Here is a 20446-nt window from a genome sequence, read left to right as displayed (position 1 = left end):
TGTTTTATAAAAATTTAATCAGGAAAACGGCTAAGAACCGCCTCTAACTCATCAAGCTTTTCGTTAAATACTTCAACCATTTTTGGTTCAAAATGTGTGCCTTTTTCAGCATTAATTTCATCAACCACATTTTGTAATGTCCAAGGCTCTTTATAACACCGTTTATGGCGAAGTGCATCGTATACATCAGCAAGTGCGACTATGCGACCAAATACATTAATTGCGTTTCCGCTTAGACCTTGTGGGTAACCAGACCCATCCCATTTTTCATGATGCTCTTTTGCAATAATTGCACCTGTACTCACAATTTCATGGGGAGAGTCTTTTAAAATAGTATAGCCTTTATCAGTATGGGTTTTCATCACTTCCCATTCTTGAGGTTCTAACTTTGCTGGTTTGTTTAAAATCGCATCAGGAATACCCACTTTACCTACATCATGAAGAGGAGACGCCAACCTTACTAAATCTGCATCATGTTTAGATAAACCATAGCCCTCAGCTAAAATATGACAAATATGTGCTACACGTTTAACATGATTACCTGTCTCGGTTGAGCGCTGCTCTACTGCTTCACTTAACCTATAAACAAGCTCTTGTTGTGTCGCTTCTATTTCAGACTGAAGCTGCACATTTTCAAAGGCAAGTTGCACATTTTGAGAAAATATTTTGATTAAATGACGCTGAGTATCCGTTAAATCCTTTGGGACACCTGATATGAACAGCATTGAATTATGATTGTACTCACTACTGCAGTACGCAAATAAGTAATTATCTTTATAAATGATACTTTTATCATTAAGCGCCTGATGACACGCACTTAACTGCTCAGCTTGTAATACCTCATCAAGCTCTTTACCTTCACTTTTTTCAAAATCGCCAGTGCCAGAGCAAACTATTAGTTTTTTATTTTTTTCATGTTCTGGGTTTTGTGCAACTAAAGTGGTGGCATACATAGCTTGATCAGCAATACCCAATAAAGATGTTAATTGCTGCATAACGCCTTCAATAAAGTGCTCTATTGAATGCGCAGAAAAAATATCACGAGACGCTATAATTATTTTCTCAAGCCCTTCGAGTGATTGCTCAATCGAAATAATATCCCGATACGAGCGTAGGCTCGACATAATAACAGTAAATAATTTTTGAGCCGTTAGCTCCGTTTTCGATTTGTAATCGTTAATATCATAATTAATAATGACTTGACGTTCAGGTGCCTGGCCAGGTTGGCCTGTTCTTAAAATAATCCGTATATGATTATTTTTAGCTTCTTCACGAATAAACTTAGCAACCTGCAAACCAGCGTCGTCGGTTTCCATTACCACGTCAAGTAGCACAATAGCGGCATCTGGATGCTCTTTTATGAGCTCTTTCGCTTCAGCACCTGAGTAGGCACTAATAAACTCTAAGCGTTTATTTTGAAATTCAAAATCACTCAGTGCTAGTTTTGTAACAGCATGAACTTCAGGTTCATCATCAACGATTAATACTTTCCAGGTACCGTGTTCAATCTCATCGATTGTTTCTTCTGGTTCATCTGAAAATAAAAAACCACCTATCATAGTCGAAATTCCTTCATGGCATTATTTAACGCACTAGTAGGAAATTATTATTCTCTAGGGCCACAGTGCAAGTGTTACACGGTCATTGTTACCAAGGTCTTTCACTGTTTTAATATTAACAAACGTCATTTTTTCAAAAAAATGACGAACAGCTTCACCTTGCTCAAAACCGTGTTCTATTAAAAGATAGCCATTAGATGACAAATAGTCACGTGATTGTGTAATTATTTGTTTAATATCAGACATTCCGCAATCATCAGCCACTAATGCCGATAGAGGCTCAAAGCGCACATCACCCTGATTTAAATGTATATCACTACTTTCTATATAAGGAGGGTTAGTGACAATTAAATTGAATTTTTCGCCATGCAACTCACTAAACCAGTTACTTTGTTTAACATGTACATTATTAATCGCTAATCGCTGCTGGTTACGTGTAGCAAGTGCAACTGCATCGCTTACTCTATCTACTGCAGTAATTTGCCAATTAGGCATTTCACTACCCAGTGCCAACGCTATTGCACCAGTACCTGTGCCTAAATCCAGCACCTTTGCTGTAGCGGGTAGCGCTATTTCAAGTGCTTGCTCGACTAATGTTTCAGTATCTGGTCGAGGTATTAGGGTCGTTGCGTTAACTTCAAGCGATAAGCTCCAAAATTCACGCAGCCCAGTTATATGGGCTACGGGCTCACCTTTTAAACGTCTTTGGATAAATACATTAAACTGCGATTGTTGCTCATCACTAAGCGTATGTTCTGGCCAAGTAAAAAGGTAACTGCGAGGTTTTTGAAGTATATGAAGAAGTAAAACTTGTGCATCTAATTTAGCACTTTCGCTGCTAAGTGCTAATAAGTCAGCACCTGCAGCAATTGCTTGTTCAAGAGTGTGAGCCACAATTACTCGTCGCCCATGGCCGCAAGTAAGTCAGCTTGATGCTCTTGCATTAATGGGTCAATAATCGCACTTAAATCACCGGCTACCACTTCGTTTAAACGATAAAGTGTTAAGTTAATACGGTGATCGGTAATACGACCTTGCGGGTAGTTATAAGTACGAATACGCTCAGAACGATCGCCACTACCTACCAAGTCACGACGTTCAGAGGCTTCTGCCGCATGGCGTTTTTCATCTTCAGCTTGTTGCAGTCGAGCTGCAAGTACTGACATCGCTTTAGCGCGGTTTTTATGCTGCGAACGCTGATCCTGACACTCAACCACAACACCGGTAGGTATATGTGTAAGTCGAATAGCAGAATCAGTTTTATTTACGTGCTGACCACCTGCGCCTGATGCACGAAATGTATCAACTTTTAAATCTGCTGTATTAATTTGTATCGCTTCTGCTTCTGGTACTTCTGCCATAACCGCAACAGTACACGCTGAGGTATGAACACGACCTTGTGATTCTGTCTCTGGTACACGTTGTACGCGATGTACGCCTGATTCAAACTTTAATTGACCGTAAACACCTTCGCCACTGATATTTGCAATAACTTCTTTGTAACCGCCATGCTCACCTTCATTGGTGCTTACAACTTCTACTTTCCATTTTTTATTTTCTGCGTAGCGGCTGTACATACGAAATAAGTCACCAGCAAAAATAGCCGCTTCATCGCCGCCCGTCCCTGCACGTACTTCAACAAATACGTTGTTGTTATCTCGCGGATCTTTTGGCAACATTAATACTTGAATTTGATCTTCAATCACTAGTATTTGTGCTTTTGCTTCTTTATATTCTTCTTGCGCCATTTCACGCATTTCAGGGTCAGAATCTTTAAGCATTTCTTCTGCACTGGCTAAATCGTCTTGCGTTTCTTTATAGTTTAAAAACGTTTTTACAATCTCTTCAAGCTCAGAATACTCTTTTGAAAGCGCACGAAAACGGTTTTGATCACTAATGACCGACGGGTCGCTTAGCAGCGCTTGTACTTCTTCATAACGCTCTACTAAGGTTTCTAATTTATTATAAACAGACTCTTTCATTTAACGGTTATTCCTGATCAATACCTAACATTTTTTTCAACTGGTTTAGCTGCGCCACTTCACCTTTTTTCGCTGCATCTTGTATTGCACGGGTAGGCGCGTGCATTAAGCGATTGGTTAATTTATTGGCGAGCTCTAATATAATTTTTTCTGCATCTTTACCTGTATTGAGCTGACTAACAGCACGCTCTACAAGTTCAGACTTAATTGTTTGTACATCGTTTCGATAATGGCGGATTAAATCTACCGAATCGAGTGAACGCATCCACATTGCAAATTCTTTGGTGCGTTCAGTAATAATTATTTGCGCTTGCTGTGCAGCTTGCTCGCGCGCTGCCATATTCTCGCTTACAATGGTTTGTAAGTCATCAACGGAATATAAATAGGCAGCATCTAGCTCCCCAACTTGGCTTTCTATATCACGCGGAACCGCTATATCTATAAATAGCATAGGTTTGTGACGTCGCTGCTTTAGCGCCTGCTCAACCACCCCTTTACCAATAATAGGCAAAGTGCTGGCTGTAGAACTAATCACTATATCGGCTTTATGCAAACGCTCAGGCAATTGCGCCAAAGCAATCACATCTGCCGACACTTCGTCAGCTAAGTTACGAGCTCGCTCAATAGTTCTATTTGCAACAGTGATATTTTGAGGCTCATTTTGGTATAGATGTTTAGCAACCAATTCAATGGTTTCACCTGCGCCAATTAATAACACATTGGTCTTATCAAGCTTGCCATAAATATGCTTTGCCAAGTTAACTGCAGCAAACGCTACCGATACCGCACTTGCGCCAATATCGGTTTCAGTTCTAACTTGTTTCGCTACTGAAAATGTTTTTTGAAACAACCTATCAAACGTAACACCTACTGCATCGTGGTTTTTAGCACTAAAAAACGATTGCTTTATTTGCCCCAGAATTTGCGGTTCGCCCAACACCAAAGAATCCAACCCACACGCCACGCGCATTAAGTGATTAATAGCATCGTTATCTTCGTAGCAATAAGTGTTTTTGCTCAGTTCATGTTCATCCAAACCATGGAAACTGGCAAGCCAGTTCAACAGTGTTTGGGAATTTTGCTGAGCGAGGCTACAATAGATCTCGGTTCGATTGCAGGTAGACACAATAACCGCTTCATTAAAGTCGGCATGGCCACTTAATTGTTGCAACGCCTCTGAAATTTGCTCAGGCGAAAAAGCCACTTTTTCACGTAATTCTACGGATGCGGTTTTGTGATTTATACCTAGTGCTATTATGGTCATATTTGCCAAATATTGCTGAGCCCTACTTCAAAGGCGGTAATTTTACCAAAAATCAGCGGAATATGGAAAGTAAGGAACAACATTTGATTCGACAATATTTGATTTTATTCATGTTTTTTTTGTTTTTAGGTGGCTGTGCTCATCAAATTGATACAAAAACAACACTTTATGATGATTGGAAACCACGTTTAGCTGCTCAAAAAACTTGGCAAGTAGAAGGTAAGCTTGCATTTATTAGCCCAGAAGAGCGTCAATCTGCAAACTTAAATTGGCAGCAAACAACAAATTCCAATAATTTAATACTGACTACATTTATTGGTACTCGTATTTTGTCGCTTAAACAAACAGCTAACGGTGCTGAATTAGAGTTTGACGGTGAACAATATTTTGATACTAACGCTGCAGAGCTTTTAAAAAGATTAACGGGTTTTACACTACCGGTTGATAATGCCGATAACTGGCTCAAAGGCACTATTGACGATGAAAGTTTAATTGTTGATGAGCTTGGGCGTGCAAAGCAAGTATTATGGTTTGATAATACAGGCAAAAAATGGCAAATAGATTATGGCACTTATGTACAAAACGCAGGTTACTGGTTACCTACTAAACTGACGTTAAGGCACCAACAAATAAAAATTAAAATTCAACTATACGATTGGCAGTTTAAATAAGTATGAATAACAAAACCTCTTTTTCACTTATTGCTCCGGCAAAACTCAATTTATTTTTACATATTAATGCTCGCCGAGAAGATGGCTATCATGAACTTGAAACCTTATTTACTTTTTTAAATTTTGGTGATGAGCTGCATTTTGAGTTAACAACAGATGGGAGTATTTCTGTCGGTGGTGATACTAAAGACATCCCTCTAAATGATAATCTCATCTATAAAGCGGCTTTATTATTACAAACACACTGTAAAACCTCTTTGGGTGTAAAAATAAATTTAATTAAGCGCTTGCCGATGGGGGGCGGTGTTGGAGGAGGTTCATCTGACGCAGCGAGTACTTTATTAGCCCTAAATAAGTTATGGAAATTGGCACTAAATTTAGAAACACTAGCACAATTGGGGCTCAAGTTAGGGGCAGATGTTCCGGTGTTCATACAAGGTCAAAGCGCCATAGCGCACGGTATTGGTGAAAAACTACACCAAGTAACACTTGAACAAAAATGGTACTGCGTTGTACACCCTAACCAACATGTAAGTACCGCAAAAATATTTACACATCCAGATTTAAAACGCGACACACCAAAAATAATAGGCGACTGGAAACACCATACTTTGACCAACGATTGTGAGCCTTTAGTTAAAAAGCTTTGCCCCGAGGTTGAAAAAACCCTCCAGTGGTTGCTAAAATACGCACCGTCGAAGATGACCGGAACAGGTTCATGTTGTTTTGTCGAATTTGCTAGCCAAGTTCAAGCACAAGATGTACTTGAAAATCTCCCCCATACTTGGCAGGGTTTTGTGGCTTCAAGCGCAAATGTCTCACCTGCTCATACGGAGTTAACCGCCATATTCGATCAATGAAGTAACGTACAAGTAATCATAAGTTAACCCGCAGTGATATTTATCATTGCCCGTTAGTCCAAATATTCAGTGCCTGAGGAACCCTACCGTGCCTGACATGAAGCTCTTCGCTGGTAACGCAACACCTGAGTTAGCTCAAAAAGTTGCAAAACGTTTATATATTGAATTAGGCGATGCTGTTGTTGGCCGTTTTAGCGACGGTGAGATCAGTGTTCAAATAAATGAAAATGTTCGTGGCTCGGACGTTTTTATCTTGCAATCAACCTGTGCCCCTACAAACGATAACCTGATGGAACTTATCGTTATGGTTGATGCTCTACGTCGTGCATCTGCAGGTCGTATTACTGCCGTCATTCCTTATTTTGGTTATGCGCGCCAAGACCGTCGTGTACGTTCTGCTCGTGTTCCAATTACCGCTAAAGTTGTTGCAGATTTCTTATCAAGTGTTGGTGTTGACCGTGTTCTTACGGTTGATTTACACGCTGAACAAATCCAAGGCTTCTTTGATGTACCTGTAGATAACGTATTTGGCAGCCCTGTATTACTTGAAGATATGAAAGAACGCGACTTTGAAGACGTCGTTGTTGTATCTCCAGATATTGGTGGTGTTGTACGTGCTCGTGCAATTGCAAAATTACTAAACGATACCGATTTAGCAATCATTGATAAACGTCGCCCTCAAGCAAATGTTTCTCAAGTAATGCACATTATTGGTGACGTTGAAGGTCGTGATTGTATTATCGTAGATGATATGATTGATACCGGTGGTACATTGTGTAAAGCCGCAGAAGCACTTAAAGAACATGGCGCTAAGCGTGTATTTGCATATGCAACGCACCCTATCCTTTCAGGTAAAGCAGCCGAAAACTTACGTGACTCAATGATTGATGAAGTAATTGTAACTGACTCAATTCCGCTATCTGATGAGCTTAAAGCCCTTGATAAAGTTAAGGTACTTACGCTTGCTGACATGTTAGCAGAGACTATTCGTCGTATTAGTAACGAAGAATCTATCTCAGCGATGTTTGAACACTAAAATTAAACATTCCTGAATATAAAAGCGCCTTTTGGCGCTTTTTTTGTAAGCGATGTTTATTTTATCTGGGCGTGGTGGTATGATAGCGCGCCTTTTGGCTAGGGACCTTGGTCGCAAAGGCCCTACACATTTAAATAACTGGAGACATCATGTCTAACAAAACTTATACGTATAACGCTGAACTTCGCGTAGAAACTGGTACTGGTGCGAGCCGCCGCCTACGTCGCGAAGACAAAGTTCCTGCAATCCTTTATGGAGCTGATAAAGAAGCTTTATCTCTTACTTTTGCTCATAAAGATATGATCAAAGCTCAAGAAGACGAAGGTTTCTACACGCATATCCTTACGCTTAACGTTGATGGCGAAGCTGTTGAAGTAATCTTAAAAGATATCCAACGTCACCCATTCAAGCCTAAGCTTACTCACCTTGATTTCCAACGTGTAGATGCTACTCATAAATTTCAAACTAAAGTTCCTCTACACTTCATCGGTGAAGAGATTGTAACTAAAGCTGGCGCAACTGTTGTTCACCAGTTAACTGAAGTTGAAATTACGTGTCTTCCAAAAGCACTTCCAGAATTCATTGAAGTAGATGTTTCTAAGTTTGTTGTTGGCGATTCAGTTCATATCTCTGACCTAACTTTCCCTAAAGGCGTTAGCTCTGTAGATTTAGCTAAAGGCGAAGGCCATGATCAGTCTATCCTGACTATCAAAGCAAACAAAGCAGCTCCAGTTGAAGACGACGCTGCAGCAGCAGAATAATATTTAAGGTCTCGCAACCTTGAATTCTATTCAAATGCTTGTGGGCCTGGCTAATCCAGGCCCCGAATACGCAAACACACGCCACAATGCAGGTGCTTGGTTCATCGAGCAAATCGCTGCACGCTATAACTGCACTCTAAAACACGATCCTAAATATCACGGCCTCACAGGCAAAGTGATCATTCAAGGCCAAGAATTCAAATTATTGATCCCCACTACTTACATGAATTTAAGTGGTAAAGCGGTCAGTAGTTTAGCTAATTTTTTCAAAATCCCTGTCGAGGACATTTTAGTTGCCCATGACGAATTGGATTTAGACCCAGGCGTTGCCAAATTAAAAAAAGGTGGCGGGCATGGCGGTCATAATGGTTTAAAAGACATTATTGCAAAAATGGCAAATCAAAAAGACTTTATGCGCTTGCGCATTGGTGTAGGTCATCCGGGGCATCGTGAAATGGTAACTGGTTGGGTGCTTGGAAAAGCGGCCAAAGAAGACCAAGAAAAAATGGATGCTGCTGTTGATGAAGCAGTTCGTTGCATGGAAATACTTGCAAAAGATGGTGTGTTAAAAGCACAAAACAGACTACATTCGTTTAAACCCTAGTAACTTGGGTCCAAGTACACCGTTTAAACGAATTCTAAACAAGGTATCTTACTATGGGTTTTAAATGTGGCATCGTTGGCTTGCCTAACGTAGGTAAATCAACGCTTTTCAATGCACTAACTAAAGCGGGTATTGAAGCCGCTAACTTTCCTTTTTGTACCATTGAGCCTAATACAGGTGTGGTGCCTGTGCCAGATCCTCGTCTAGACGAACTTGCTAAAATTGTTAATCCTCAACGAGTTCTTACCACTAGTATGGAATTTGTAGATATTGCTGGCTTGGTAAAAGGCGCATCTAAAGGTGAAGGCCTTGGTAACCAGTTTTTAGCTAACATTCGTGAAACCGATGCAATTGGCCACGTAGTTCGCTGTTTTGAAGATGAAAACATCATTCACGTAGCAGGCACTATTGACCCTGCTGACGATATTGACGTAATCAACACTGAGTTAGTACTTGCTGATATGGATAGCGCTGAAAAAGCCCTTTTCCGTAACGCAAAAAAAGCAAAAGGTGGTGATAAAGACGCCAAAGAGCAAAATGCCGTACTTGAAAAAGTAAAAGTGCATCTTGATGAAGGCTTAACTTTACGCGCTTTAGCATTAACTAAAGAAGAAAAAGCAGCAATCAGCTCTATCAACTTCTTAACTATTAAACCAACTATGTATATTGCAAACGTTGCTGAAGATGGTTTTGAAAATAATCCATACCTTGACCGTGTACGCGCTATTGCTGCAGCTGAAGATGCGATTGTTGTTCCTGTATGTGCTGCTATCGAATCTGAGCTTTCAGAATTAGATGACGAGGATAAGCTTGAGTTTATGGCTGATCTTGGCTTAGAAGAGCCCGGCCTTAATCTTGTTATTCGTGGTGGTTATGAATTACTACAATTACAAACTTATTTCACTGCGGGTGTTAAAGAAGTGCGTGCATGGACAATCCCTGTAGGTGCAACAGCGCCACAAGCAGCGGGTAAAATCCATACCGACTTCGAGCGTGGCTTTATTCGTGCGCAAACGATTGCTTTTGACGACTTTGTTGCCTTTAAAGGTGAAAGCGGCGCAAAAGAAGCAGGTAAGATGCGTCAAGAAGGTAAAGAGTACATTGTTAAAGACGGCGATGTAATGAACTTCTTGTTCAACGTATAAGTCAAATGAAACCAAATTAGTATTGGTAATAATTTTAAAGGCTCGTTTTTACGAGCCTTTTTTGTACCTCCAACGTTATAAACTTATAACATTGATATAGCCCCAACCTAAATGCCTACGTTTAATTTAAAAAAACACCCTAAGCAGAAGATCAAACCTCAATAATAAGTACCTCTTAAATAAATTAATGTTAAGATTTAACCAGAGCGTAATAATTTGTTGAATAATCAAACAGCTTCAAACTATTGGTTTTTGCTTTTTTTATTTAGCGACGAATTTTGTATGTGAATTGCACTCAAAAAATCATCATTTTTATTAAAATTTAGCCGCTTAGCTTAATTTTCCTGCAAACAAACACAGTTAAGTGTTTTTTTGCAAAAAAGGTGTTGACGAATTTGGGTCATATCAGCATAATACGCCCCGCACTCAGCGATGAAGTGCTAACAAAAAAAGATGGCTAAGTAGCTCAGCTGGTTAGAGCACATCACTCATAATGATGGGGTCACAGGTTCAAATCCCGTCTTAGCCACCATATTTTTTTGTTGCTCAATGAAGAGTTTAAAATAACTACCTTGTGTGCGGGAGTGGCGGAATTGGTAGACGCGCTGGATTTAGGTTCCAGTATCTTAGGATGTGAGAGTTCAAGTCTCTCCTTCCGCACCATAATTCTTGATAAGAATTAAAACTATCAATTGTTATTGTTGGGATATCGCCAAGCGGTAAGGCACCAGGTTTTGATCCTGGCATTCCCAGGTTCAAATCCTGGTATCCCAGCCAACAATGGCTAAGTAGCTCAGCTGGTTAGAGCACATCACTCATAATGATGGGGTCACAGGTTCAAATCCCGTCTTAGCCACCATTTCTTTTTTTAGAAGTGGCTCTGCAAGAGTTAAATTGCACTCAATGAAGAGTCTAAAATAACTACCTGTGTTTTATAACACAAACGATGCGGGAGTGGCGGAATTGGTAGACGCGCTGGATTTAGGTTCCAGTAACTTCGGTTGTGAGAGTTCAAGTCTCTCTTTCCGCACCATGTTCTTGATACGAACTAAAAATATCAATTAATTCTTTGTTGGGATATCGCCAAGCGGTAAGGCACCAGGTTTTGATCCTGGCATTCCCAGGTTCAAATCCTGGTATCCCAGCCAACTTCTTCTACCAAGGAAAGTTGGATAAAAGAATAACTCTTGCTTAGAGTTTAAATAAGCAAATTAGTGATGCGGGAGTGGCGGAATTGGTAGACGCGCTGGATTTAGGTTCCAGTATCTTAGGATGTGAGAGTTCAAGTCTCTCCTTCCGCACCATGTTCTGATAAGAACTAAAATTATAAAAGAATTCTTTGTTGGGATATCGCCAAGCGGTAAGGCACCAGGTTTTGATCCTGGCATTCCCAGGTTCAAATCCTGGTATCCCAGCCAACTTCTTCTACCAAGGAAAGTTGAATAAAAGAATTACTCTAGCTTAGAGGTTAAATGAGCACATTAGTGATGCGGGAGTGGCGGAATTGGTAGACGCGCTGGATTTAGGTTCCAGTATCTTAGGATGTGAGAGTTCAAGTCTCTCCTTCCGCACCATGTTCTTATTAAGAACTAAAATTAATATCAAATTTATAGTTGGGATATCGCCAAGCGGTAAGGCACCAGGTTTTGATCCTGGCATTCCCAGGTTCAAATCCTGGTATCCCAGCCAATTTGACTTCCTTCTCTAAAACTTCTCAATATTCATTAAATTCAGCTTACTTTTTCTGTACTTAAATATACATTTATAAATTCGTCTATATCTATTGGTTTGCTATATAAATACCCTTGTAAATAATCACAGTTCATACTCAATAGCGCTTGCTCTACTTCTTTGGTTTCTATTCCTTCAGCTACTACATCGCAATTTAATCGGCTCGCCAAAAACAACGTAGATTCTACAATAGCGTAATCAGGCGGATTAATGAGCATATCTTTGATAAACGATTGATCTATTTTTATCTGGTTTATGGGCAACTCCCTTAATAACGACAGTGACGAAAACCCCGTACCAAAATCATCAACACTAAATTTAAATCCACGCATACTTAACTGCTGCATCATTTTTCTTGCTGCGGGTATGTTTGTCATCATTGCCCCTTCTGTAATTTCAAATATTAGTGAATCACTTAAAGTCGGGTCAGTAGTAAGTAAGCTAATTATAAATTCGTAAAACTCGCTGCTTTCAATATCTTTCGTTGATAAGTTGACATGAATAGTGCCGGTGAACCCAAACAGTTTAAGTTTTCTAATATGGTTAACTGCTTCTTGTACAACCCATTTCGATAAAACAAAAATAAGCCCTGTACGCTCAGCTACACTTATAAACTTTTCAGGACTAATAAAGCTACCATCAGCTTGCGGCCATCGGATCAGCGCTTCTAGGCCATGCAATTGAATATCTTTGGAGTTCATTATTGGTTGTAAATAAAGCTCGAACTTCCCTTTGTGTAACGCGGCTTTAATTTTGACTGATAAATCAAAAAAGTCCTCAGCTCGTTTACCTATTTCAGATGAGTAATTTACTAAAGGTTGAAATGTCTTTTTTGCTTCATGCAATGCCAAGTTGGCTTTTTTTAATAACTGGTCAGGTAATCGGCTATCATCTGGGAAACGGCTTACGCCTATACTTAATTGTATTTTAACCATTTGCTCATGTGTACAAAACGGAGCTTTGACGGCTGAGTTTATAATATTTACACAGTGAGCCATGCTTTCATCAGTATCGGTATTCAGTAAGAACGCAAACTCATCCCCCCCTATTCGATATAATTTAGCAATGCCACATAGTTCTTTGCTTAACTTATTAGCAAAAGCAGCCAGTAGTTGATCACCACATTGATGACCAAACGCATCATTAATTTGTTTAAAATTATTTAAATCAATATAAAATAATGCAAATGAAGAAGGGTAATCGACTTGTTTACTCAAGGATTTAAAAAAGCTATTGCGGTTGGGTAAGGTTGTTAAGTTATCGTGCTCAGTTTGATATTTTTGATACTGCGTTGCTTGCTCTATTTTAAGGATGCTTTTCAAACTCAGTTTGACAACTAAGAAAACAAACCCTGCACCACCAAATAATATTGTGGCAACTGCATTTCTTATTATTGGTGCCGTATCGTAATTTGAAAAGTAATAAAGTATCCACCAATACCCTAAAATAAAACAGACAATAGCGCATAACAGTACACTCCACGCTCTTTGCGATGTTTTTTTACAAACTTTAAAGGTTGTTTTTAAGCTAGCAACTAGCAGTAGCGCACCTAAAATAATTATTACTGAAAAAAAATTATCCACACATAGGCTCTTTAAAATTATTAAATTGCGGTTTAGTGATATAACCCTAGTCAGATTAAAATTTTATTTAATATAACTGGGTCACTATTTGTTCACTTAAAAAACAGACATAAAAAAAGGCTCATAAATGAGCCTTTTTAATCTCTACTTTAAATTTAGCCTAAATCACCGCTAATTGCGTATTTTAAAACCCAGTTTTTTATAGGGCCTGTATTATTAGCCACTTTTAAAAACTGGCTACGTGCCCATTTAAGTGGCGCGACTTGGTTAGAAAAGCCAAAGTAACACGCGTCCATCATGCTCATCATTAATAAATTAGCCTTACGGCGAGCTCGCTCGTATTCTTTAAGCGTTAACGGGCAACCTATATCCCCTGCATTGTCTAAAACTTCAGCAAGTGCCACTACATCCTGAAAACCTAAATTTACACCCTGCCCTGCAAGCGGATTTATTGTATGTGCAGCGTCGCCGACTAAAACTAAGCGCCCTTGTGAATAGCTGTTAGCATGTTGGCGAGTAAGCGGAAATATTGCATGAGTCTGTACTTCAAAGTCTCCAGCAAGTTCAGGAAATTTATTAAGTATGTGCATTTTTAGCTGAGCTGGGTTTAGCCCTTTAAATGCTTGCAGTGTATTTGCATCGTCGTACCAAATTAAATTAGCGTATGGTGCCTGCATTGGCAAAAATGCGAGTGGCCCACTTGGCGTAAACTGCTGCCATGTTTTTATTTGTTGCGGCGCATCGAGTTTAATTAATACCCCCATGCAATGCTGCTGATACTGCCAGCCGGTAATTCCTATATTAGCTTTAGCACGCAGCTGCGATTGTCCGCCATCGGCTGCAATCACTAAATCAGCGGTATAGGTTTTAGCTCCATACACAAGCGTAATTAAATCATCCGTTTGCTCTATTTTAGTAATAGGTGTGGCTTGCTCAATAACCTCAATCTTATAATGATCAAATTGCTGCCATAAACTTGCTTGAATTAAACTATTTTCAATTAAGTGGCCTAAATGCGTGGTGTTTATATCGGCGCAGTCAAACAATAAATTATCACCACCGCGCTCAAATGCCTCTAATTGTTGATAAGGCGCTATGCGGTTTTGCCTTAAAAGCGGCATTGCTCCTAATTCATCAAGTAAATTTTCTGAAAAACGATTAATAGCCGACACTCTAATATCAACCTTATCACTACTAAGAATCTGTGATGGATCTATTAGGTGTTTTTCGATTATGCGTACGCCAAAGCCCTGTTGAGCAAGCTTTATCGCCATAGCCGCGCCAACCATGCCACCACCAACTACTATCACATTATTTTTAGTCATGTTTTTCATCATTTTATTATTACTTGAGTCTGTTTTGATTGTATCAAAATTAATTTGTTTTATACCAGAGGATATACCTAACAGCTGATTAAACTCGCCTCGTATTGATTTGAGATCACAAACATGAAAACTATACTTGGATCTGGACGGGTATCCAGCTAAAATACGCCTCCTTTGAGTGAGCATGCTTGCTCCTTAATCCTGTTTCAAGCACATTTTTGTGCCACTATCGAATTGAACACGAGGCTATATTTCAATGAGCAAAAAGCTGCATATTAAAACCTGGGGTTGTCAGATGAACGAATACGACTCTCAGAAAATGGCTGAACTTTTAGATGCCACCAACGGCTACCAGCTAACTGAAGATGCAACAGATGCCGACGTAATCTTACTTAACACCTGTTCAATTCGTGAAAAAGCACAAGAAAAAGTATTTCACCAATTAGGTCGCTGGAAGTTATTAAAAGACGACAAGCCAGATTTAATCATTGGTGTAGGTGGTTGTGTTGCCTCACAAGAAGGTGACTCTATTCGCCAACGTGCACCATTTGTAGATGTTATTTTTGGTCCGCAAACGCTACACCGTTTACCTGAAATGATTAAACAAGTGCAAGGCGACAAAGGCTCATCGGTTGTTGATATTTCATTCCCAGAGATTGAAAAATTTGACCGCCTGCCAGAGCCAAAAGCAGATGGCCCATCTGCTTTCGTATCAATTATGGAAGGCTGTTCTAAGTACTGTACTTTTTGTGTTGTACCTTATACTCGTGGTGAAGAAGTTAGTCGCCCAGTAGATGACGTACTACTTGAAGTTGCACAACTTGCAGAGCAAGGCGTACGTGAAGTAAATCTTTTAGGTCAAAACGTAAACGCATACCGCGGCGATACGCACGATGGCGAAATTTGTTACTTCTCTGATTTAATTCGTCTTATTGCAGCTATTGATGGTATTGACCGTATTCGTTACACCACATCGCACCCGGTAGAATTTACCCCAGATATAATCGACGTTTACGCCGATGTACCAGAGCTTGTAGATCACTTACATTTACCAGTACAAAGTGGTTCAGACCGTATATTAAACCTAATGAAACGTGGCCATACGGCAATTGAATACAAATCGACAATTCGTAAGTTACGTAAAATTCGTCCTAACTTAAGCATGTCATCAGATTTCATTATTGGTTTCCCAGGCGAAAGCAAAGAAGACTTTGAAGCAACCATGAAGCTTATTAGCGACATAGGTTTTGATATGAGCTTTAGCTTTATTTACAGCGCACGCCCAGGTACGCCAGCGGCAGATTTGCCAGATGACGTAACAGAGCAAGAGAAAAAAGAACGCTTATACTTACTACAAAACCGTATTACACAAATGGCGCAGCAAATTAGTCGTCAAATGTTCGATACAGAGCAACGTATACTTGTTGAAGGTCCTTCTAAGAAGAACCCTATGGAATTACGTGGCCGTACAGAAAACAACCGTGTAGTAAACTTTGTTGGCCCGCACACTGTGATCGGACAGTTTGTTGATGTACGTATTACCGAAGCACTACCTAACTCTTTACGTGGTGACTTAATTCGTACAGAATCAGAAATGAACTTACGACGTGAAGTCGCTCCTTCAGCTATTTTAACTAAAGCTGCAGCTGCAGAGCCAAAACCAGACACTGTTAACGAAATTGGCGTAGCTACTTTCGTTCCTTAGTCACACAATTAGCGCCAGTTAACGCTGGCGCAGTACTATAGGAAGCAATTTTGAGTAATCAGTTAAAAACATTAGAGATTTATTTAGAACCTGCCGATAACAAACGCCTATCTTCTTTATGTGGCCCGTTTGACGAAAACATCAAACAAATTGAACGCCACCTGGCTGTTGAAATAATTCACCGTGACAACTTTTTTAAAGTAACCGGTAAACTACACAACTGCGCCGGCGCTGTAGAAATCTTAAAAAACCTTTATGTTGATACTCAGCCCGTTCGTGGTGTTTTAGGCGAAATAGAACCCGACGCCGTTCATTTAGCTATTACCGAATCAAAAGCCTTAGAGCAAGATGCATCCAGCAGCGCTTATGGCAAAGAAATGGTTATTAAAACCCGCCGTGGTGTTATTAAACCACGTAACGACAACCAAGGTGTTTATGTGGCTAATATTCTAAACCACGACATTACCTTTGGTATTGGCCCTGCAGGTACTGGTAAAACTTACCTTGCAGTTGCAGCCGCCGTCGACGCTCTTGAGCGCCAAGAAATACGCCGTATATTACTAACGCGCCCTGCTGTAGAAGCTGGCGAAAAGCTTGGCTTTTTACCAGGCGACTTAAGTCAAAAAATAGACCCATACCTGCGCCCCCTTTACGATGCGCTTTTTGAAATGCTAGGTTTTGAAAAAGTAGAAAAGCTCATCGAAAAAAATATCATCGAAGTCGCACCGCTTGCTTATATGCGCGGACGTACTTTAAACGATGCCTTTATTATTTTAGATGAAAGCCAAAATACCACCGCCGAGCAAATGAAAATGTTTTTAACCCGTATAGGGTTTAACTCAAAAGCGGTGATTACAGGCGATATTACACAGGTCGATTTACCTCGTGGGACACGCTCAGGCCTTCGCCATGCAATTGAAGTACTTGATGGCGTAAACGAAATTAGCTTTAACTACTTCAAAGCCCACGACGTAGTACGCCACCCTGTTGTAGCACGCATAGTTGAAGCCTACGAGCGTAACGACGAAAGCGAGCGACTTAAGCGCATTGAAAAGCAAAATGCAAAAGACGCACTCGCTGCTCTTCAACAGCCTACTACTAAAGAGTAATACTTTGACAACCGAACTTGATTTACAAATAGCCTGTGAGTTTGACAACCTCCCAAGCGAAGAACAATTTGCACTATGGGCCGACAAAGCCCTTAGCCAATACCGTGACGAGTCCGAACTCAGTATCGTTATTAGCGACGAAGAGCAATCGCAACAACTTAATAACGACTATCGCGGTAAAAATAAACCGACCAACGTACTGTCGTTCGAATTTGAAGCACCACCAGGCATAGATATTCCCTTGGTTGGTGATTTAATTATTTGCCCAGCCATTGTATTAGCTGAAGCAATTGAGCAAGAGAAGTCATTTCATGACCACTTTGCTCACATGGTTATTCACGGATGCTTGCATTTGCTTGGATTTGACCATATAAAGAGTGACGATGCTTTAGAGATGGAAAGCATCGAAAAGCAATTACTTGCAGAGCTAAACATAGCAGACCCATACCGGGACGATATTTAAATTAACGGAGCAATTAGACGCAATGAGCGACGGTAACTCGCAATCTAGCCAGGGTTCTTCTGGCAAAACGTGGTTGGGCAGAATAGCCCAAATGTTGCAAGGGGAACCCCAGAATAGAGAAGAGCTGGTCGAAGTTATTGCCGATGCGCAAGAACGAGACGTAATCGATCCAGAAACAAAAGAGATGATAGAAGGTGTGCTTGGCGTGTCTGAGCTTAAAGTGCGAGACATAATGGTTCCGCGCTCACAAATGATCACTCTTGAGATCGACAGCCCGCTTGAAGAACTAATTCCAATGATGGTTGACTCAACTCACTCACGTTTTCCAGTGGTGATTGAAGACAAAGATCATGTAGAAGGTTTTTTACTCGCTAAAGATTTATTGCCACTGATCTTAAATAAAGACGAGCATTTACCATCAATACGCGATTATTTACGCCCAGCAATGGTAGTACCTGAAAGCAAACGTGTTGATACATTGCTAAACGAATTCCGTCAGCAACGCTACCATATGGCTGTTGTTATTGACGAATACGGCGGCGTATCAGGCTTAGTAACGATTGAAGATATTCTTGAAATAATTGTTGGCGAAATCGAAGATGAGCACGACGAAGAAGAAGAACATCAAGATATTCGTCAACTTGCTAAACATGTCCACGTAGTGCAAGCACTCACTCCTGTAGATGACTTTAACGAGCATTTTAAAACAGGCTACAGCACAGACGAAGCCGATACTATTGGCGGAACTGTACTGCACGCATTTGGCCATATGCCAAGCCGTGGTGAAACGATTGACATAGAAGGTTACCAATTTAAAGTAACCAACGCCGACAATCGTCGTATTTTGCAACTGCAAGTCACCGTTCCTAAGGCTGATGATAACGACAGTGAAGAAACTGCTAACTAGACTTACCCTATTAGCAAAAGATAAAAAAGCATGGCTCGCACTCGTTGCGGGCCTTGTTTTAACTTTTGGCTATGCCCCTTTTGAAATTTGGCCCATCGTATTTATTAGTCTTGGCGCCATAATTTTTTGCATTAATCCCAATAATACCGGTAAAGCACACGCAAAAACCGCCGCTAAATATGGCTTTATATTTGGCCTAGGCTGGTTTGGTGCAGGTATAAGCTGGGTACATGTTTCTATTGCCACCTTTGGCGGTATGCCGCTTATAGCGTCGCTCTCGTTAATGGCTTTTTTGTGCTCATACTTAGCATTATTTCCCGCACTTGCCTTTTGGGCAACTACACGCTTTGCCAGTGGCCCTAAAAGCTTTGGCGCATTATTAATTGCCTGCTTTGCAATTAGTGAGTATTTACGTGGCACCGTACTTACCGGTTTCCCGTGGTTAAGTTTTGGCTACACACAAACCGACGGACCTTTAAGGCTGCTTGCCCCTTATATTGGCGAGTTTGGCCTAACCCTCGTGTGTATCGCGATTGGTTTTGCACTTTATCGCTTAACCCAAAAAGACTTTAAAACCCCGGCGGTTACTGCGACAGCTGTTGCGCTTATTTTTACAGGCGCAAATACCACAGGCAGCATTCATTACACAGATAAAAACATGTCAGTATTGCTCGTACAAGGCAACATACAGCAACACCTGCGCTTTGAGCCAAGTGAGTTTTGGACCACAATGAGCAAATACCAAGACATGACACGCCCACATTGGGATGCCGACTTAATAGTATGGCCAGAAGCCGCAGTGCCTGAAATAGAAATGCTTGCCGATTCCTACCTAGCCAATTTAGACAGTGCCGCCTCGTTTAATCAAACCGCCCTTGTAACCGGTATTGTTGACTACCAGCGAGACACCAAAAATATATTCAACACACTTATTGTGGTCGGTAATAAAGAACGTGGCGACGAGCATGGGCATTACCATTACCTTGATAAAAACCGCTATCAAAAACACCAGCTACTACCTATTGGCGAATTTGTACCGTTTCAAGACTTTTTGCGCCCTATTGCCCCATTATTCGATTTGCCTATGTCATCGTTTACCCGTGGCGACAAAGTGCAAAACAACTTGCGCGCCAATGGCTATAACTTACTCCCTGCTATTTGCTACGAAATTGTTTTTGCAGATTTAGTACGCGGTAATTACAAAAGCGACTCCGACCTACTCTTTACTGTAAGTAACGATGCCTGGTTTGGCGACTCTATTGGACCTTTGCAACACATGCAAATAGCCCGTATGCGCGCGCTCGAACTACAACGCCCTCTAGTGCGTGTTACTAACAATGGTGTAAGCGCCGTATACGACCCCATAAGCCACACACAACAAACCATGCCTCAGTTTGAAGCTACCATATTGAAAGCCAACATTAAGCTCATAAAAGGCGACAGCGTGTACAGCCAATACGGAAACATATTTGTGTGGGGATTGGTGTTTTTGATGGGGCTTGTTGGGTTTGGGGTTAGGTTGAGAAAGTGAATTAAAATTAATAGCTGTCGGTGGACAGCTATTTAAAAAAGTGTTTATTGTTGGGTTTCGCTTCGCTCTACCCAACCTACGCAAATTTACTTTTTAATCTAGCCTATGCTAAAAATATAACGAGCTTCGTTCTATTTTTAATGCTTGGTGTTGCTCAATATCAGGTTTAAAAAGTTAAACTCGACTGAAATTTATAATTGGATTTTGACA

Annotated in this window: 17 protein-coding genes and 10 tRNA genes; 21 read left to right on the top strand and 6 right to left on the bottom strand. The window is 40.5% G+C overall.

Going from position 1 to position 20446, the window contains the following annotated elements; all coding sequences use genetic code 11:
• Nucleotides 1-14 precede the first annotated feature (14 nt).
• Genes GQR53_RS04735 through hemA form a run of 4 tightly spaced genes read right to left on the bottom strand, consistent with a single transcriptional unit; the run spans nucleotide 15 to nucleotide 4805 of the window.
• Complete coding sequence (locus GQR53_RS04735) at nucleotides 15-1559, bottom strand: response regulator (RefSeq protein WP_165743027.1); 1545 nt, start codon at nucleotides 1557-1559, stop codon at nucleotides 15-17.
• A 54-nt stretch (nucleotides 1560-1613) separates the two neighbouring features.
• Nucleotides 1614-2453, bottom strand: a complete 840-nt coding sequence (gene prmC, locus GQR53_RS04730; protein ID WP_165743026.1) for a peptide chain release factor N(5)-glutamine methyltransferase — start codon at nucleotides 2451-2453, stop codon at nucleotides 1614-1616.
• Nucleotides 2454-2455: 2 nt separating this feature from the next.
• The gene (gene prfA / locus GQR53_RS04725) at nucleotides 2456-3541 is read right to left on the bottom strand and encodes a peptide chain release factor 1 (protein ID WP_002958554.1); all 1086 of its coding nucleotides are present in this window, start codon (nucleotides 3539-3541) and stop codon (nucleotides 2456-2458) included.
• Between the two features lie 7 nt (nucleotides 3542-3548).
• Nucleotides 3549-4805: a glutamyl-tRNA reductase gene (hemA, locus tag GQR53_RS04720; protein ID WP_197099057.1), complete on the bottom strand. Its 1257-nt coding sequence runs from the start codon at nucleotides 4803-4805 to the stop codon at nucleotides 3549-3551.
• Nucleotides 4806-4888: 83 nt separating this feature from the next.
• On the opposite strand from hemA, the gene lolB reads away from it, so the two are divergent.
• The 16 genes from lolB to GQR53_RS04640 all read left to right on the top strand — a co-directional run bounded on the left by lolB (nucleotide 4889) and on the right by GQR53_RS04640 (nucleotide 11571).
• Nucleotides 4889-5476, top strand: a complete 588-nt coding sequence (gene lolB / locus GQR53_RS04715; RefSeq protein WP_165743024.1) for a lipoprotein insertase outer membrane protein LolB — start codon at nucleotides 4889-4891, stop codon at nucleotides 5474-5476.
• Nucleotides 5477-5478: 2 nt separating this feature from the next.
• Complete coding sequence (gene ispE / locus GQR53_RS04710) at nucleotides 5479-6336, top strand: 4-(cytidine 5'-diphospho)-2-C-methyl-D-erythritol kinase (RefSeq protein ID WP_138489384.1); 858 nt, start codon at nucleotides 5479-5481, stop codon at nucleotides 6334-6336.
• Between the two features lie 88 nt (nucleotides 6337-6424).
• On the top strand, nucleotides 6425-7372 hold the full coding sequence (locus tag GQR53_RS04705; RefSeq protein WP_002958550.1) for a ribose-phosphate pyrophosphokinase: 948 nt from the start codon (nucleotides 6425-6427) through the stop codon (nucleotides 7370-7372).
• 149 nt (nucleotides 7373-7521) lie between these two features.
• On the top strand, nucleotides 7522-8133 hold the full coding sequence (locus tag GQR53_RS04700) for a 50S ribosomal protein L25/general stress protein Ctc (RefSeq protein WP_002958549.1): 612 nt from the start codon (nucleotides 7522-7524) through the stop codon (nucleotides 8131-8133).
• Between the two features lie 19 nt (nucleotides 8134-8152).
• A complete protein-coding gene (pth, locus tag GQR53_RS04695) occupies nucleotides 8153-8737 on the top strand; it encodes an aminoacyl-tRNA hydrolase (protein ID WP_002958548.1) in 585 nt (194 codons plus the stop codon).
• Between the two features lie 53 nt (nucleotides 8738-8790).
• Entirely contained in the window at nucleotides 8791-9882 is a 1092-nt protein-coding gene (ychF, locus tag GQR53_RS04690) for a redox-regulated ATPase YchF (RefSeq protein ID WP_002958547.1), read from the top strand.
• A 455-nt stretch (nucleotides 9883-10337) separates the two neighbouring features.
• A tRNA-Met gene (locus tag GQR53_RS04685) sits at nucleotides 10338-10414 on the top strand.
• 46 nt (nucleotides 10415-10460) lie between these two features.
• A tRNA-Leu gene (locus GQR53_RS04680) sits at nucleotides 10461-10545 on the top strand.
• Nucleotides 10546-10584: 39 nt separating this feature from the next.
• Nucleotides 10585-10659 (top strand) — tRNA-Gln (locus GQR53_RS04675).
• A 5-nt stretch (nucleotides 10660-10664) separates the two neighbouring features.
• A tRNA-Met gene (locus GQR53_RS04670) sits at nucleotides 10665-10741 on the top strand.
• 89 nt (nucleotides 10742-10830) lie between these two features.
• Nucleotides 10831-10915: transfer RNA gene (locus GQR53_RS04665), tRNA-Leu, on the top strand.
• 40 nt (nucleotides 10916-10955) lie between these two features.
• A tRNA-Gln gene (locus tag GQR53_RS04660) sits at nucleotides 10956-11030 on the top strand.
• Nucleotides 11031-11101: 71 nt separating this feature from the next.
• Nucleotides 11102-11186 (top strand) — tRNA-Leu (locus tag GQR53_RS04655).
• A 39-nt stretch (nucleotides 11187-11225) separates the two neighbouring features.
• Nucleotides 11226-11300: transfer RNA gene (locus tag GQR53_RS04650), tRNA-Gln, on the top strand.
• A gap of 71 nt (nucleotides 11301-11371) precedes the next feature.
• A tRNA-Leu gene (locus GQR53_RS04645) sits at nucleotides 11372-11456 on the top strand.
• Nucleotides 11457-11496: 40 nt separating this feature from the next.
• Nucleotides 11497-11571, top strand: a tRNA-Gln gene (locus GQR53_RS04640).
• A 41-nt stretch (nucleotides 11572-11612) separates the two neighbouring features.
• Here the strand turns inward: GQR53_RS04640 and GQR53_RS04635 are convergent.
• Both GQR53_RS04635 and GQR53_RS04630 read right to left on the bottom strand, forming a co-directional pair.
• Nucleotides 11613-13196 (bottom strand): bifunctional diguanylate cyclase/phosphodiesterase, encoded by a 1584-nt coding sequence (locus tag GQR53_RS04635; RefSeq protein ID WP_165743023.1) that lies wholly within the window; start codon nucleotides 13194-13196, stop codon nucleotides 11613-11615.
• A 155-nt stretch (nucleotides 13197-13351) separates the two neighbouring features.
• Nucleotides 13352-14533: an FAD-dependent monooxygenase gene (locus tag GQR53_RS04630; RefSeq protein WP_165743022.1), complete on the bottom strand. Its 1182-nt coding sequence runs from the start codon at nucleotides 14531-14533 to the stop codon at nucleotides 13352-13354.
• A gap of 244 nt (nucleotides 14534-14777) precedes the next feature.
• Here GQR53_RS04630 and miaB point away from each other — a divergent pair, with 244 nt between their 5' ends.
• Genes miaB through lnt form a run of 5 tightly spaced genes read left to right on the top strand, consistent with a single transcriptional unit; the run spans nucleotide 14778 to nucleotide 20236 of the window.
• Entirely contained in the window at nucleotides 14778-16226 is a 1449-nt protein-coding gene (gene miaB / locus GQR53_RS04625; protein WP_002958544.1) for a tRNA (N6-isopentenyl adenosine(37)-C2)-methylthiotransferase MiaB, read from the top strand.
• Between the two features lie 50 nt (nucleotides 16227-16276).
• On the top strand, nucleotides 16277-17335 hold the full coding sequence (locus GQR53_RS04620) for a PhoH family protein (RefSeq protein ID WP_002958543.1): 1059 nt from the start codon (nucleotides 16277-16279) through the stop codon (nucleotides 17333-17335).
• A gap of 4 nt (nucleotides 17336-17339) precedes the next feature.
• Entirely contained in the window at nucleotides 17340-17798 is a 459-nt protein-coding gene (ybeY, locus tag GQR53_RS04615) for an rRNA maturation RNase YbeY (RefSeq protein WP_165743021.1), read from the top strand.
• 22 nt (nucleotides 17799-17820) lie between these two features.
• Nucleotides 17821-18705 carry a CNNM family magnesium/cobalt transport protein CorC gene (gene corC / locus GQR53_RS04610; RefSeq protein ID WP_002958541.1) on the top strand — a complete coding sequence of 295 codons (885 nt, stop codon included), beginning with the start codon at nucleotides 17821-17823 and terminating at the stop codon, nucleotides 18703-18705.
• Nucleotides 18686-20236, top strand: a complete 1551-nt coding sequence (gene lnt / locus GQR53_RS04605; RefSeq protein ID WP_346774383.1) for an apolipoprotein N-acyltransferase — start codon at nucleotides 18686-18688, stop codon at nucleotides 20234-20236. Before corC ends, lnt begins: the two co-directional genes overlap by 20 nt.
• The last annotated feature ends 210 nt before the right edge of the window (nucleotides 20237-20446 follow it).

The sequence above is a fragment of the Pseudoalteromonas sp. Z9A6 genome, from assembly GCF_011378805.1.
In the GTDB taxonomy this organism is placed as follows: Bacteria; Pseudomonadota; Gammaproteobacteria; order Enterobacterales; family Alteromonadaceae; genus Pseudoalteromonas; species Pseudoalteromonas distincta.
This window is presented reverse-complemented; position numbering and strand designations above follow the sequence as displayed.

What these genes read in the sequence shown, in the direction of transcription:
- GQR53_RS04735 (WP_165743027.1), bottom strand. Translation starts at nt 1,559, where the DNA reads ATGATAGGTGGTTTTTTATTTTCAGATGAACCAGAAGAAACAATCGAT.
- prfA (WP_002958554.1), bottom strand. Translation starts at nt 3,541, where the DNA reads ATGAAAGAGTCTGTTTATAATAAATTAGAAACCTTAGTAGAGCGTTAT.
- hemA (WP_197099057.1), bottom strand. Translation starts at nt 4,805, where the DNA reads ATGACCATAATAGCACTAGGTATAAATCACAAAACCGCATCCGTAGAA.
- ispE (WP_138489384.1), top strand. Translation starts at nt 5,479, where the DNA reads ATGAATAACAAAACCTCTTTTTCACTTATTGCTCCGGCAAAACTCAAT.
- GQR53_RS04700 (WP_002958549.1), top strand. Translation starts at nt 7,522, where the DNA reads ATGTCTAACAAAACTTATACGTATAACGCTGAACTTCGCGTAGAAACT.
- ychF (WP_002958547.1), top strand. Translation starts at nt 8,791, where the DNA reads ATGGGTTTTAAATGTGGCATCGTTGGCTTGCCTAACGTAGGTAAATCA.
- GQR53_RS04630 (WP_165743022.1), bottom strand. Translation starts at nt 14,533, where the DNA reads ATGATGAAAAACATGACTAAAAATAATGTGATAGTAGTTGGTGGTGGC.
- miaB (WP_002958544.1), top strand. Translation starts at nt 14,778, where the DNA reads ATGAGCAAAAAGCTGCATATTAAAACCTGGGGTTGTCAGATGAACGAA.
- corC (WP_002958541.1), top strand. Translation starts at nt 17,821, where the DNA reads ATGAGCGACGGTAACTCGCAATCTAGCCAGGGTTCTTCTGGCAAAACG.